The 14740-nt window shown below is 67.9% G+C and carries 9 protein-coding genes and 1 pseudogene; 8 read left to right on the top strand and 2 right to left on the bottom strand.

All coding sequences use genetic code 11. The features are described from left to right. Positions 1 to 74: 74 nt before the first annotated feature. The 3 genes and pseudogenes from ddaH (at position 75) to IEW87_RS03630 (ending at position 3585) form a co-directional block, all read left to right on the top strand. Positions 75 to 944, top strand: a pseudogene (gene ddaH / locus IEW87_RS03620) (dimethylargininase). Then, a complete protein-coding gene (gene rocD / locus IEW87_RS03625) occupies positions 941 to 2119 on the top strand; it encodes an ornithine--oxo-acid transaminase (RefSeq protein WP_229730910.1) in 1179 nt (392 codons plus the stop codon). Before ddaH ends, rocD begins: the two are co-directional and overlap by 4 nt. Before the next feature lie 50 nt (positions 2120 to 2169). Next, positions 2170 to 3585 (top strand): nucleoside hydrolase-like domain-containing protein, encoded by a 1416-nt coding sequence (locus IEW87_RS03630; protein WP_188710934.1) that lies wholly within the window; start codon positions 2170 to 2172, stop codon positions 3583 to 3585. A gap of 13 nt (positions 3586 to 3598) precedes the next feature. Here IEW87_RS03630 and IEW87_RS03635 read toward each other — a convergent pair whose 3' ends face one another. Both IEW87_RS03635 and IEW87_RS03640 read right to left on the bottom strand, forming a co-directional pair. Beyond that, entirely contained in the window at positions 3599 to 5377 is a 1779-nt protein-coding gene (locus IEW87_RS03635; RefSeq protein WP_229730911.1) for a sulfatase, read from the bottom strand. Continuing rightward, positions 5374 to 7020: a sulfatase family protein gene (locus IEW87_RS03640; protein WP_188710936.1), complete on the bottom strand. Its 1647-nt coding sequence runs from the start codon at positions 7018 to 7020 to the stop codon at positions 5374 to 5376. The genes IEW87_RS03635 and IEW87_RS03640 overlap by 4 nt, the downstream gene beginning before the upstream one ends. A gap of 113 nt (positions 7021 to 7133) precedes the next feature. Between IEW87_RS03640 and IEW87_RS03645 the strand changes: the two genes are divergently transcribed. The 5 genes from IEW87_RS03645 (at position 7134) to IEW87_RS03665 (ending at position 14731) form a co-directional block, all read left to right on the top strand. Then, positions 7134 to 8669, top strand: coding sequence for an ABC transporter substrate-binding protein (locus IEW87_RS03645; protein ID WP_188710937.1), 1536 nt, complete (start codon positions 7134 to 7136; stop codon positions 8667 to 8669). Positions 8670 to 8734: 65 nt separating this feature from the next. After that, a complete protein-coding gene (locus IEW87_RS03650) occupies positions 8735 to 9661 on the top strand; it encodes an ABC transporter permease (RefSeq protein ID WP_229730912.1) in 927 nt (308 codons plus the stop codon). Then, a complete protein-coding gene (locus IEW87_RS03655) occupies positions 9658 to 11415 on the top strand; it encodes a dipeptide/oligopeptide/nickel ABC transporter permease/ATP-binding protein (RefSeq protein WP_188710939.1) in 1758 nt (585 codons plus the stop codon). The genes IEW87_RS03650 and IEW87_RS03655 overlap by 4 nt, the downstream gene beginning before the upstream one ends. Further along, positions 11412 to 12254, top strand: a complete 843-nt coding sequence (locus IEW87_RS03660) for an ATP-binding cassette domain-containing protein (protein ID WP_188710940.1) — start codon at positions 11412 to 11414, stop codon at positions 12252 to 12254. Before IEW87_RS03655 ends, IEW87_RS03660 begins: the two co-directional genes overlap by 4 nt. After that, positions 12251 to 14731: a glycoside hydrolase family 3 N-terminal domain-containing protein gene (locus IEW87_RS03665; RefSeq protein ID WP_188710941.1), complete on the top strand. Its 2481-nt coding sequence runs from the start codon at positions 12251 to 12253 to the stop codon at positions 14729 to 14731. Before IEW87_RS03660 ends, IEW87_RS03665 begins: the two co-directional genes overlap by 4 nt. The last annotated feature ends 9 nt before the right edge of the window (positions 14732 to 14740 follow it).

Here is a 14740-nt window from a genome sequence, read left to right on the forward strand (position 1 = left end):
GCGTAGGTGTTCAGTTGCTCCGCCGGGCCAGGAGGACAGCGTCCGCCATTCGTTTGCGAAGACGAGGAGCGTTTATGTCCCAGACCGTCTCTGATCCCGTGGCCGCGCCGGAACGCGCGCAGCACCGCCGCCGCTATCTGATGTGCCGCCCGGAGCACTTCACGGTGTCGTATTCGATCAACCCGTGGATGGAACCGGCCTACCCCACCGACACCTCGCGCGCGGTCGCCCAGTGGCAGCGGCTCTACGATGCGTACCTCTCGCTCGGGCACGAGATCGAGCTGATCGACCCGCAGCCGGGCCTGCCGGACATGGTCTACACGGCCAACGGCGGTTTCGTGATCGACGGCGTCGCCTACGTGCCGAGGTTCCGGCATGTCGAGCGTCAGGGCGAGTCGCGACACTTCGCCGACTGGTTCCGCGACCATGGCTTCGAGACGATCGAGCCCTAGTTTACGAACGAGGGCGAGGGCGACTTCCTGCTCGCGGGCGACGTGATCCTCGCCGGGCAGGGTTTCCGGTCGACCGACGACAGCCATCGCGAGGTCGCCGATGTGTTCGGCCGCGAGATCGTCTCCCTGACGCTCGTGAACGCCCGCTTCTACCACCTCGACACGGCGCTCAGTGTGCTGGATCCCGTCACTGCGCCCGGCGATACGCCGACGATCGCATACCTGCCGAGCGCGTTCGACGACCCGAGCAGGCGGATCCTCGAAGAACGTTTCCCGAACGCGATCCAGGTATCCGAGGAGGACGGGGCCGTGTTCGGCCTGAACTCGGCGAGCGACGGCAAGAACGTCTTCCTGTCGCCTCGCGCGACCGGCTTCGCCGCGCAACTCGCCGAGCGCGGATACACGCCCGTGACGATCGACCTCTCGGAGCTGCTGCTCGGCGGGGGCGGCGTCAAATGCTGCACGCTCGAACTGCGAGGAGGAACCCGATGACCACTGAACCACACGTCGCCCGCAATTACGCGCCGCTCGACATCACGGTCGCCACCGCCGAGGGAGCGTGGGTGACCGACCTCGATGGTCGCCAGTACCTCGACATGCTCGCCGGCTACTCCGCACTGAACTTCGGCCACCGCAACGCCACCCTCGTGCAGGCGGCGATGGAGCAGCTCGGCCGATCGACGCTCACGAGCCGCGCCTTCAAGACCGACCAGCTGGAGCCCTTCGCGGCAGCGCTCGCCGCGCTGTGCGGCAAAGAGCTGGTGTTGCCGATGAACACGGGCGCCGAGGCCGTCGAGACCGGCATCAAGGTGGCGCGCGCCTGGGGCTACCGCGTCAAGGGGATCGCGCAGGACCGCGCGAAGATCATCGTCGCGGAGAACAATTTCCACGGCCGCACCACGACGATCGTCGGATTCTCGAGCGACGAGGACGCGCGCACCGACTTCGGGCCGTTCGCGCCCGGGTTCGAGACCGTGCCGTTCGGGGACGCCGACGCGATCGAACAGGCGATCGACGACGACACCGCGGCCGTCATGATCGAGCCGATCCAGGGCGAGGCCGGCGTGATCGTGCCGCCCGAGGGGTACCTACGTCGAGTGCGAGAGATCACGCGCGAGAAGAACGTGCTGTTCATCGCGGACGAGATCCAGTCGGGGCTGGGCCGCACGGGTACGACGTTCGCGTGCGAACGTGAGAGTGTCGAGCCGGACGTCTACCTCCTCGGCAAGGCGCTCGGCGGCGGCATCGTGCCCGTCTCGGCCGTCGTCGCGAACGAGGACGTGCTCGGCATCATCGAGCCCGGGCAGCACGGATCCACGTTCGGCGGAAACCCTCTCGCTGCAGCTGTGGGACACGCCGTCGTCGACATGCTGGCGACCGGGGAGTGGCAGCAGCGCGCGCGGCAGCTCGGTGAGCACCTCGCCACCCGGCTCGACGCGCTCGTCGGGAGTGGCGTCACCGGAGTGCGCACGGTCGGACTGTGGGCGGGCATCGACATCGATCCGGCCGCGGGAACCGGACGCGAGATCGGCGAGAAGCTGCTCGCGCGCGGCGTGCTCGTCAAGGACACCCATGGGCAGACGATCCGCATGGCGCCGCCGCTGACGATCCGCGCCACCGAGATCGACTGGGCCATCGAGCAGCTCGCGCTCGTGCTCGGCAAGTAGAAGCCCGCGCGCCCGACAACCGTCACGGGTCGCCGGTAGGCTCGTCGGTGATGAAGCCCGTCCCTCGCGTGATCGTCACGACAGACCCTGAGCTCGACGACCTGAACTCGATGCTGCGGCTGCTGCTGTACAGCAACGAGATCGACATCGCTGCGCTCGTGTACTCGGCGAGCAAGTTCCACTATTCCGGCGACCCGGCGAACGGCCTCGCGCCGTATCGCTGGCCTGCTCCGGGCGAGAAGCTGCACATCGACGTCGCGGTCGACGCGTACGCAGAGGTGTACGACAACCTCGTGCGCCACGATTCCCGCTACCCGCACCCCGCCGAGCTGAGGGAGCTCGTGAAGGTCGGCAACGTCAAGAACGTCGGCGACACGAGCGAGGCGACACCGGGATCCGACCTCGTGCGAGACGTGCTGCTCGCCGACGCGCCGGGGCAGGTGTTCGCGCAGGCGTGGGGTGGCACCAACACCATCGCGCGCGCCCTCATGTCGATCGAGGAGGAGTTCTCCGGGACCGACAGGTGGGAGGAGATCTACGCGCTCATCACCGACCGCACGGTGATCACGGCCTTCGCGGAGCAGGACGACACGTTCGCGGACTATATCCGCCCGAACTGGCCTGATCTCGAATTCCGCGACGTCGCGACGGTGGCATGGGGATACTTCGCTCACAGCGTGGTGTCGGAGCGCGACAAGGAGTACCTGTCGCCGCAGTGGATGCGTGCGAACGTCAGCGACGTCGGCCCGATGGGCGCCGAGTACCGCGTGTGGGGCGACGGCAAGCACATGGCGGACGGCTTCGACGAGGGCGACTACTTCGGTCTGACGGATCCGAAGAAGGATGAGCTCGAGGCCGCCGGATACGTGGTGTGGTGCCCGATCCAGCCCGCCGGCGCGTGGCTGTCCGAGGGGGACAGCTCCACCTTCGCGCTGCACATCGACAACGGGCTGCGGAACTGGGAACACCCCTCGTTCGGCGGCTGGGGCGGCCGCCAGGAGCCGCACCCGGACGACGCGCACCGCTGGCGCAGTGTCGGCGACACCGGTCTCGGGCTCGAGGGGCCGCTCGTCGACCGCGGCGAGGTCGCACAGTGGTTCGGTGCGTACCAGCGCGACCTCGCCGCGCGACTGCGGTGGAGCGTGACGCCGGCGTACGCCGACGCGAACCACGCGCCGCGCGTGGAGGTACAGAGCGCGCTCGACCGTTCCGTGCGGGCGGGCGAGACCGTCGAACTCGCGTTCGCCGCGACGGATCCCGATGGCGACGACGTACGGATCCGCGCGTACGTCGACGAGAACGCCTCGACGTCGCACGCGCAGATCGAGCTCGGATCCGCGGGCGCGACCGCGACGGTCCCGGCCGACGCGACGACGGGATCCGTGGTGCACGTGATCGTCGAGGCGACGGACTCAGGGGAGCCGATGCTGACGGGGTACGCCCGTTTCGTGCTGACCGTCGAGTGACGCGCCCGCCGCGCTACCGGGGCAGGGCGGCTGAAGTGTCGTCGAGGTCGAGCGCTGCGGTGAGGTCGCGGTCGAGGGCGAGAAGCGCCTCGCGCCCGATGCCCGCGCGTCCGGCGATCGACATCAGCGTTGCTGCCGGGGGCAGCTCGACCAGCTCGGAGTCGACGAGCCCGGGCGCGTGGCGCCGCACGACGTCGCGGACCCGGGGATCCTGCAGCGCTTGGAGCAGCGGGGTCTCGAGAACGTCCGCCGCGACGCACTCGTCCGTCCGCGGGCGCGGATCCGTCTGCGCGAGCACGCGGTTGCGGTGGGCACGCGCAAGCAGATGCTCAGTCGTGACGGGGCCATCTGCAGGAAGTCCCAGCCGTTCGAACTGACTCGACGGAGCGTCGTTCCGGCGCATCGCCTCGACGAGGAGGCTCGCCATGCGCAGTTCGACGTCCTCGTCGACGATCGGATCCCCCTGGTCCGGATCTGTCGCGAGGTCGAACAGTTGCGTGCCCTGCTGCCACGAACCGAGCCACGACGTCGCCACTGCCACGCGCATGGTGCGCAGGCCCTTCGTGAACGAGAACGGCTCGGCCGGCTCCCAGTCGCGGAGTTCGTCAGGGGAGAAGCGCCAGCGCATGTGCGTCGGGATGAGCGTGAACTCTTCGAGAGGAGCGCCCTCCGCCGTGGCAGCCGAGCGCATGTACACGTAGCGTCCGTCCGTGATGTTGACGTGGTCGCCGTGTTTGCCGAACAGGGCGGTCTGCGGCTGCGGCACGTCGGTCAGGGAGCGACCTTCCATGTCCGGCGTCGCCTCGAGCTCGAAGAAGTCGAGCAGCGTCGCAGGAATGTCGATCGTCCGTGCGACGCGCTCGTCGCGCTCTCCGCGACGCTGCGTCCGCGGGTCCCACAGGAACATCGGGAGGTGAACGAGTTCGTTGTACCAGGGCTGTGTCGACTTCGCCCACCAGCCGCGTTCGCCGAGCATGTACCCATGGTCGGTGTTCACGATGAGCATCGTGTCGTCCCACAGTCCGTGCTCATCCATGGCGTCGAGCACGCGGCCGAGCGAGTAGTCGCACATCTCGAGCAGGGCGAGATACGACTCACGCGCCTGGCCGACCTCCGTCTCTGCCTCCGTGACGTGGCGGTACGGCGGCCAGTCGAACGTCTCGCCGTCCGTGATGCCGCCCCGCTCGCGGAAGCGCTCGGCCGCGAAGAACGGCTCGTGCGGATCGAACAGCTCGAGCTGGAGCATCCAGCGATCGGCGTCGGCGTTCGTCTCGATGAACTCGATTCCCGCATCGACCGTCCGCGTCTGGACGTGGTCGGCTTCCGTCGCCATGTATGAGCGGTTGACCTGGTCCTGCGTGCGCATGCGGGCGATCGGGTTCTGCCGAGGGTCCGTGGTTCCCACGGCGCCCTTCCAAGGGTCGCCCTCCTGTCCGCGGAAGAACTCCCACGTGCTGTAGCGCGTGTGGTAGGTCGCCCCGCCGTCCTCCCAGTAGTGCTGGTGGTCACTCGCCAGATGGGTGTGAACCCCCGCGCGTCCCAGCATCTCGGGAACCGAATCGTCGAACGGCTCGAGCGGGCCCCAGCTGCGATGCAGGAAGTTCGTGCGAGCGGTGTGCATCTCGCGTCGCGCGGGCATGCACGGCATGGATCCCGCGTAGAAGTTCTCGAACGCGACCGTGTGCTTGGCGAGTCGCGCGAAGTTCGGGAATCGCGATGCGTCGCCGGCGTATGGCGGGATCATGCGCCTGTTCAGGCTGTCGAACATGAGGACGATCGCTCGCATCGTCATGCCTCCTTCGTCGTCGCAGGAACGCGAACTTCGGTGCTGGGGTCGTATCCGAGGCGCCAGGCGCCGACCCAGACGTCGGCGTCGCTCGGGGGAGTGAAGAGCCCGCTGAACAGTCGCCAGCGGCGGGCGTCCTGCTTCGGCGATCCGGACTGCTCTTGGATCCCGGTCAAAGGGGCGGCTTCGGCCGGCGGGTCCGTGGTCCACGCGACCGTCGCACCGGGCGTCGCGCATGTTGCTGCGAGCTCGGCTCCGGTTGCCGACACCACCGGCGTCGCCGTCGTGTGCCGGGCGCCGCCCGGTCGCCAGCGCTCGAGCAGATCGGACTCGGGCAGCACTCCGAGGTCGCCCACGGAGGCGCGCCATTCGTCGAGCGCCGTTCGCAGGCGGTCACGCACCTGTGCGAACTCGGGATCGTCGACGAGGTTGCGCGTCTCGTGCGGATCCTCGGCGATGTCGTACAGCTCTTCGCGCGGACGACCGGCGGCGACGACGGAGCGTTGGAGGTCTGTGAGGACGTCGGGGCGTTGCCCGAGCGACAGCTGTTCGCCCTCCTGGTGAACGAGGCGGCGCATCTCTGCCCAGGTCGCGAGGTGGTCCGGATAGTAGTTGTACTGCATCCCCGAACGATCCGGATTCATGTTGAGGGTGTAGCGATACCGCACGTCGCGAACGGTACGCACGCAGTCCTCCTGCGCGTCCATCCGGTCCCGTCCGCCGTACGCGTACTCGGCTGCGCGAAGCGAGTCGCCGTTGGCAGAGAACAGGGGCGTGCCGTGCATGTGCTCGGGGACGTCGAGTCCCGCCGCGGCGAGCATCGTCGGAGCGAGATCCATGGTCTGCACGACCTCGTCACGAACCGAGGCGGCCGGGATCCGTCCGGGCCAGCGCACGATCAGCGGGACGCGCAGGCCCGCTTCGTTCGCCCAACGCTTGGCGCGCGGGAAGCTCGCGCCGTGGTCGCTCCAGAACACGACGAGCGTGTTCTCCGCGAGCCCGTCGGCCTCGAGCTGGTCGAGGATGTCGCCGACCCACGCGTCCATGGCGCGGATCAGGTCGTAGTAGCGCGCCCAAGCCGTTCTGAACGGCGTCGTGTCCGGGTGATACGGCGGAAACGTCACGTCGTCGGGGTCGCGACGCTCGTCGTCTCCGAGCGCCGAGGTCTCGTCGGCGTAGAGCTCATCGCGATAGATGCGCGATTCGTGCGTGATCAGACTGTGGAAGGCGGCGAAGAAGGGGGCGCCGTCCGGCCGATCCCGCCAGTGCGCGGTGTCGGAGCAGTCGTCGAAGGCCGTCGGTGGCGTCTCGACCTGAAAGTCGGTGAACCAGTTGTTCGCGGTGTAGTAGCCGGCTTCGCGGAAGTACTCGCTCACGAGGCGCACGTCCTCCGGCGGCACCGCCTTGGTGCGCATGTGCATGGTGCCGATCGAGATCGGGTGGCAGCCGGTCATGATCGCGGATCGCGCCGGCGCGCACACCGGTGCGGCTGCGAACGCCTGATCGAAGCGCACGCCCTGCGCGGCGAGCTCGTCGATCCGCGGCGTCGACACCTGCTCGGCATCGGGCCACACGCCCTCATACGCACCGAGATGCGGATTGATGTCGTGCGTCGAGATCCACACGATGTTCGGGGCGGTGTGAGCCATTGTCATCGTCCTCCGGAAAGCGTCTTTGCAAAACCACTGAATGCTATTTAGTATCTTACATGTCGGCGCAGAAGTTGCGTCGGCTGCCTGTTACAAGGACGTCAGGAGACGCCATGCGAGTTACCCGACTCATCACGATCGCCGGAGCCACGGCGGCTGCCCTCGTGCTCGCCTCGTGCAGCGCGGGCGGATCCGGCACATCGGGGTCCGGAGACGGATCCCCGACAAAGCTGACCGTCGGATCCCTCCAGGAGCCGACGAGCTGGGACCCGGCCCAGGCAAACGAGGGGCACCTGGCACCGATTTATCAGGCGCTGTATGACCCGCTCGTCAAGCGCGAGCCGGACGGGACGCTGAGCCCGATGCTCGCGACCGAATGGGAGACGAGCGAAGACGGCCTCACGCTGACGTTCACGCTGCGCACCGACGTCACCTTCAATGACGGCACGCCGTTCAACGCCGAGGCCGTCAAGATCAACCTCGAGCACTTCATGCAGGCGAACGGCCCGATGGCCGGCAACTACTCGACCGTGGACAGCGTCGAGGTCGTCGATGACGAGACCGTCGTGCTCCACCTGTCAGAGCCCGACCCGGAGCTCATCTACAGCCTGTCGAATGCGGGCGGGTACATGGCGAGCCCGGCCTCGATCGAAGACGGCACCATCGGCGATGAGCCGGTCGGTTCCGGTCCTTACCTTCTGGATCAGGCAAACTCCGTCGTCGGATCGAACATCTCGTACGAGCGCAACCCCGACTACTGGGGTGAGGAGCTTCCGTACGACGAGGTCGAGTTCAAGATCCTCACGGACGAGACCGCCCGTCTCAACGCGCTGACGTCCGGCCAGATCGACGTGGCGTCGCTGAACCGCGCGGCGAGCGCCGTGCAGGCCGACTCGGCGGACCTCAACACGGAGGAGAGCTTCTCCGTCAACTGGGGCGGTCTGCTCTTCTTCGACCGCAGCGGCGAGCTGCAGCCCGAGTTCGAGGACGTCCGCGTGCGCGAGGCGCTCGCGATCGCGATCGACAGCGAAGCTCTCGTCGACGTTGGCTGGGAGGGACGAGGCAGCGTGACGACGCAGGTGTGGGGCAGTGACACCGGGGCGTACGACGACTCGCTCAACGACGCGTACGCCTACGACCCCGAGCGCGCGCGCGAGCTGCTCGAGGAGGCCGGTGCGAGCGACCTCGCGGTCACGATGCCGCTGAGCCCCGTCTTCGAGCCGGTGATCTACGACGCGATCATCCAGAACTGGCAGGACATCGGCGTCACGGTCGAGCGCCAGCAGTGGGGTCCAGGCGAGGCGATTCCGTCGATGCAGCAGGGCGAGGTCCCCGTCGCGTTCATGACGCTCGCGCAGCGCTCCGACTGGGGAACGGTCAAGTTCCTCATCGCGGAGGACGCCCCGTGGAACGCCCTGGAATCGACCGACCCCGAGCTGCAGGAGCTCATGGATGGGTACCAGGCGGCCTCCGACGAGGACCGGCCGGGGATCGCGCGCGAGATGAACGAGTGGATCGTGGACAACTTCTGGTTCGCGCCGATCATGCACCCCGATACGTTCATCTACTGGAACGACGACGTCGACGTCGAAGTGCAGGTTCAGCAGGCCGTGCCGTCGATCTATAACTTCACCCCCAGCGGAAGCTGATCCGCCCCGCGGCGGCCCGGCGACGGGCCGCCGCGGGCATCTGGAGAACCGATATGCCCTTCCTCTTGAAGAGACTGATCTCGGCGGTGTCGCTCGTCTTCGGCACGTCGATCATCGTCTTCCTGATGCTGTCGCCCGCGTTCGACAACATCGCGTTCAACGTGCTCGGCGAGAACGCCAGTCCCGAGCAGGCCGCCGCGCTGAACGCGGAACTCGGGCTCGACCGTCCGGTGCTCGTGCAGTACGCGAGCTGGCTCGTCTCCGCGTTCACCGGGGACCTCGGCGAGTCGCTCTTCTCGACGCAGACCGTCATGCAGGCGCTGTCGGTGCGAATGCCGGTGACGGTGGCGCTCGTGATCATCGTGACGCTTCTCAGTGGCGTTCTCGGCTTCGCGATCGGCGTCGCCGCGGCCGTCACGCGCGGTTGGGTCGACCGCACGCTCCAGTTCGTCGCCACGCTCGGCGACGCGCTGCCGGCATTCATCATCGCCCTGTTCCTGGTGACGCTCTTCGCGATCCAGCTCGGCTGGTTCCCGGCGACCGGCTATACGGCTCCGGGCAGCGACATCGGTGGTTGGGTGCGGACGATGACCCTCCCGGTCGTCGCTCTCACGATCGTCGCGGTCGCCGGCGTCGCGCAGCAGGTGCGCAGCTCGATGATCCAGACGCTGCGTCTCGACTACGTGCGCACGCTCCGCAGTCGCGGGCTCTCCGAGACGCGCGTGGTGGTCGCCCACGTTCTGCGCAACGCGTCGACAACGGGGCTCACCGCGCTCGCGGTGCAGGTCGTCGGCATCCTCGGCGGCGCGGTCGTGATCGAGCAGATCTTCGCGCTGCCGGGTCTCGGCAGCCTCGCGATCGAGGCGTCGTCGCGCACAGACGTCGATGTCGTCCTCGGCGCCGTGCTCGCATACGTCGTCATCGTCGTCATCGTCAATCTGCTGGTCGACCTCATCGTTGCCTGGCTGAACCCGAAGGTGCGTCTCGCATGAGTCAGACAACATCCCTCGTCGCGGCGGCGCGCGCCAAGCGCGATGGTGCCGTCGGGCGATTCCTGCGGAATCCGCTCGGAGTCGTCGCCGCCGTCATCGTCGTGCTCGTCATCATCGCCGCGGCGATCGCCCCGTTGCTCCCTCTGCCCGATCCCAGCCTCTCCGTGCTGCGCGACGCGATGCAGCCCCCGAGCGCCGAGCATCTGCTGGGGACGGACAGTTCCGGGCGCGATGTCCTCAGCCGCCTGCTCTGGGGAGGACAGGTCAACCTCCTCGGTGCGGCCCTCGCCGTGGCGATCGCGCTGATCGTCGGCCTGCCGACCGGCCTCATCGCCGGATATTTCGGCGGCCCATTCGACGCCGTGGCGAACTGGTTCAACAACCTCAACATGGCGATGCCCGGAATCGTCATCCTGCTGGCCGTGCGCGCCGTCGCCGGTCCGTCGGTCTGGGTGTCGATGGCCGTGTTCGGCGTGCTTCTGGCGCCGTCGGTCTTCCGCATCGTGCGTGCGGCCGTGCAGGCCGTCCGCAACGAGCTGTACGTCGATGCGGCACGCGTGTCGGGTCTGGGGAACGCGCGCATCATCGGTCGGCACGTGCTGACCGTTGTCCGCGCCCCCGTGATCATTCAGACGGCCAGGCTCGGAAGCATTGCGATCGCGATCCAGGCCGGGCTCGAGTTCCTCGGCATCGCCGACAGTTCGCTGCCGTCGTGGGGCAGCATGCTCAACGAAGGGTTCCGACGCATCTTCGTCGACCCCTCTCTCGTCCTGTGGCCGAGCCTCGCGATCGGACTCACGACGATGGGCCTGATCCTCCTCGGCAACGCAATGCGAGACGCGCTCGAGGACAGCGGATCCGGTTCGGCGACGAGGGTCGGCCGCACCGAACGCGTCGCGGCAGCTGACGACGACCGATCGCCGCTGCTGTCCGTGCGGGAGCTCGAGGTCAGCTACGGGACCGGGGACGAGCAGAAGACCGTCGTGCACCGGGTGGACCTCGACGTCCGCCCCGGCGAGGTGCTCGGCCTCGTGGGAGAGTCGGGTTCGGGGAAGTCGCAGACGGCGTTCTCCGTGCTCGGGCTGCTTCCCGAAGGCGGCTGGGTCTCACGTGGGTCGATCCACTTCGAGGGCACCGAGCTCACCGACGTCTCCCCGCGCCAGCGTCGTCGTCTGCGCGGAACCGATATCGCATACATTCCGCAGGAGCCGCTCAGCAACCTCGATCCGGCCTATCGGATCGGCCATCAGCTGACGGAGCCGCTGCGCGCGACGCAGGGGATGTCGCGAGCGGCCGCACGAGAGCGCGCCCTGAGCCTGCTTGAGCGCGTGGGGATCCCCGATCCCGAGGCGACGTTCCGCGCGTATCCGCACGAGATCTCGGGTGGGATGGCGCAGCGCGTGCTCATCGCGGGTGCAGTCGCCGGGAAGCCGAAGCTGCTCATCGCCGACGAACCGACGACGGCCCTCGACGTCACCGTGCAAGCCGAGGTCCTCGACCTGCTCCGCGACCTGCAGCACGAGAACGAGATGGCGGTGCTCCTCGTGACGCACAACTTCGGGGTCGTCGCCGACATCTGCGACCGCGTCGCCGTGATGAAGGCCGGGCGCATCGTCGAGACGAACGCGGTGCAGGAGATCCTCGAATCGCCGCAGGACGACTACACGCGCACGCTTCTCGGATCGATGCTGGACGACGGGGACCCCGTCCGTGTCTACGCCGGCGAGGACACAGACGAAGGAGCGCACTCATGAAAGCTCGGGAATCTCTGCTGAACGTCGACGACCTCGAGGTCGTGTACAAGGGGCGCGGGGGCAAGACGTTCCAGGCGCTGAAGAGCGTGTCACTGGACATCCGTCCCGGTGAGACCCTCGGTCTCGTCGGCGAGTCCGGTTCGGGGAAGACGACGATCGGGCGCGCGATCCTCGGGTTGGTCCCGGTGAACTCGGGACGCATCGCCTTCGAGGGGCGCGAGATCACGCAGCTCAAGCAGCGCGAGCGTCGCGAGCTCGCGAAGGACATCCAGGTGGTGTTCCAGGATCCGTACACGTCGCTCAACCCGTCGATGACCGTGGCCGATATCCTCGCCGAACCGCTGCTCATCCAGGGATGGACGCGGAACGACGCCTACGGGCGCGTCCGAGAGCTCCTCGATCGGGTGAGTCTGCCCGCCGACGCCTCCAAGCGCCTCCCGCGCGAGTTCTCGGGCGGGCAGCGGCAGCGCGTCGCCATCGCGCGTGCGATCGCCCTCAAGCCGCGCCTCATCATCTGCGACGAACCCGTCTCGGCTCTTGACCTCACGACGCAGGCTCGCGTGCTCGATCAGCTCATCGAGATCCAGGAGGCGACCGGCGTTGCGTACCTCTTCGTCTCGCACGACCTCGGCGTCGTTCGCCACATCAGCCACCGTGTCAGCGTGTTGTACCGTGGCGAGATCGTGGAGCAGGGCGAGGTCGACCAGGTGACGGCTCGGCCCCAGCACCCCTACACCCAGCGGCTGTTCATGTCGGCCCCCGTCGCCGACGTGTCGCAGCAGCGCATCCGTCGCGAACAGCGTCGCCTGTTGGCGACGGGAGGAGAGAACGCCCGATGACCACGATCCCCGCCAGCGTCCGCACAGCGCGGCACACGGATGGCACTGTCTACCGCGATCTCAACGGCAACGGCGTCATGGACCCGTACGAGGATCCGAGCCGACCCATCGACGAACGCGTCGACGACCTCGTCGGACGCCTGTCTTTGCGCGAGAAGGCGGGTCTGATGGTGCAGAGTGTCGTCGCCGTGACGACCGACGGCGACATCGACGGAACGCCGATCGTCCCGCGTGACCCGACGGCGCGGGAGCTCGTCGAGGAACGCTCGGTCACCCACCTCAACGTGCACCGCATCCCCGAGCCGTCCATCATGGCGCGGTGGGTCAACAGCGTGCAGCGCGTCGCCGAGGCGTCCGGGCACGGCATCCCCGTGACGGTCTCGACGGATCCCCGCCACTCGTTCACGGAGAACTGGGGGGCGTCCTTCTCCTCTGAGTTCATGTCCGCGTGGCCGGAGCCGCTCGGTTTCGGCGCCCTCGCGGACGAAGATGCGGTGCGCGAGTTCGCCGACATCGCCCGTCGTGAGTACCTGGCCGTCGGCATTCGCACTGCGCTTCACCCCACGCTCGATCTCGCCACCGAGCCGCGCTGGGCACGTCAGTACAGCACGTTTGGGCAGAACGCCGAGCTGGTCTCTCGTCTGGGCCTCGCGTACGTCGACGGCTTCGAAGGCGGAGCGTCACTTTCTTCGAACGGCATCGCCTGCATGGCGAAGCACTTCCCGGGAGGAGGACCGCAGCGCGACGGCGAAGACACGCACTTCCCGTACGGCAAGGAGCACGACTATCTCGGGGGGCGCTTCGAGGAGCACCTGGAACCGTTCCGACAGGTGATCGCGCGCGGCGTGCCCGCGATCATGCCGGCGTACGGCAAGCCGATGGGCCTCACCCTCGATGGCGAGAAGATCGAAGAGGTCGGTTTCGGCTTCAACCGCCAAATGATCCAGGGCCTGCTCCGCGAGCAGCTCGGATACGACGGCGTCGTCTGCACCGACTGGGGCCTCGTCACGGAATCGCGGATCCTCGACAAGACCCTGCCGCCGCGTGCGTGGGGCGTGGAGCACCTCGACGAGGTCGGGCGCGTGAAGAAGATCCTTGACGCGGGCTGCGATCAGCTCGGCGGCGAAGAGGAGCCGGGGTTCATCGTCGAGCTCGTCGAGAGCGGACAACTGGACGAGGCGCGGCTCGACGAGTCGGTTCGACGCCTGCTGAAGGTGAAGTTCGAACTCGGCCTGTTCGAGAACCCGTACGTGGACGAGGTGGCAGCTGCGAAGACGGTCGGCTCCGCCGAGTTCCGGGAGAAGGGCCACCGCGCGCAGGCGCGCTCGATCGTCGTGCTCGAGAGCGGCCGGCCGTCCGCTCCAACCCTGCCGATCCGCCGCGGCGCTGAGGTGTTCTCCGAGCAGGTCTCCGCTGAGGTGCTCGCCGAGGCAGGGTTGCGCGTCGCCGCGGCGCCGGAGCAGGCGGACGCGATCATCGTCCGGACCGAGGCTCCGTTCGAACCACGCGACCACTACATGCTCGAGGCGAGCTTCCAAGCCGGCTCGCTGGAGTTCGCTCCCGAGTTCATCGATCGGGTTCGCTCGCTGAGCGTGCAGGCACCCGTGATCCTCGTCGTGAAGCTCGACCGTCCCGCGATCCTCGAGCCGCTGATGCCGTACACCAGTGCGCTCGTCGCCGACTTCGGCGCGTCGGATTCGGCCGTGCTGGAAGTGCTGATGGGGCGAACGACCGCCGTCGGCGAGCTGCCGTTCGACATCCCGCGCACGATGGCCGCAATCGAGCGCTCGCGCGTCGACGTGCCGGGTGACACAGTGCGGCCGCTGTTCGTCGCGGGTCAGCCGAGCGCACCGGTGTCACGGCGCGCGGGACGTCGCACCTACTCACAGGGCCGAGAGAGCAAACTCGCCATCCTCGAGACGGCGCTCGACGTCATCGAACGCAAGGGCTACAGCTCCACCTCGCTGCGCGACATCGCGGCCGAGGTGGGGATGACGCAGGCCGGTCTGCTTCACCACTTCGGCACCAAGGAGAATCTCCTCGTCGAAGTCCTGCGCCAGCGAGATGTCGTCAACCGGCGCAACCTCACGTCCGATCCCGGCGACGAACCCATGACGTTGCGCACCGCGCGGCACAACGTGGAGGTGCCGGGGCTCGTGCACCTGTACGTGAGCCTCGAGGCGGCGGCGGCTGACCCGGAGCATCCGGCGCACGAGTTCTTCCTGCGCCGCAACGACATGGTCGCCGGAACGATCCGCCGTGACATCGAGGCGCGGCAGAACGACGGGAGCTTCCCGGCCGAGGTCGACGCCGCCATGATGGCGCGGGTGCTCCTCGCCCTCTCGGACGGTCTGCAAGCCGAGTGGGAGATCGACCGAAGCATCGACCTCCCGGGAACAATCGAGTGGCTGTGGAACCAGTTCGCGTCACGAGCGACGGCGACTGACGACGAAGTTGCCGAGCGGACGCAGGACTGAAGGAGGACC

The sequence above is a fragment of the Microbacterium faecale genome (assembly GCF_014640975.1).
Lineage (GTDB): Bacteria > Actinomycetota > Actinomycetes > Actinomycetales > Microbacteriaceae > Microbacterium > Microbacterium faecale.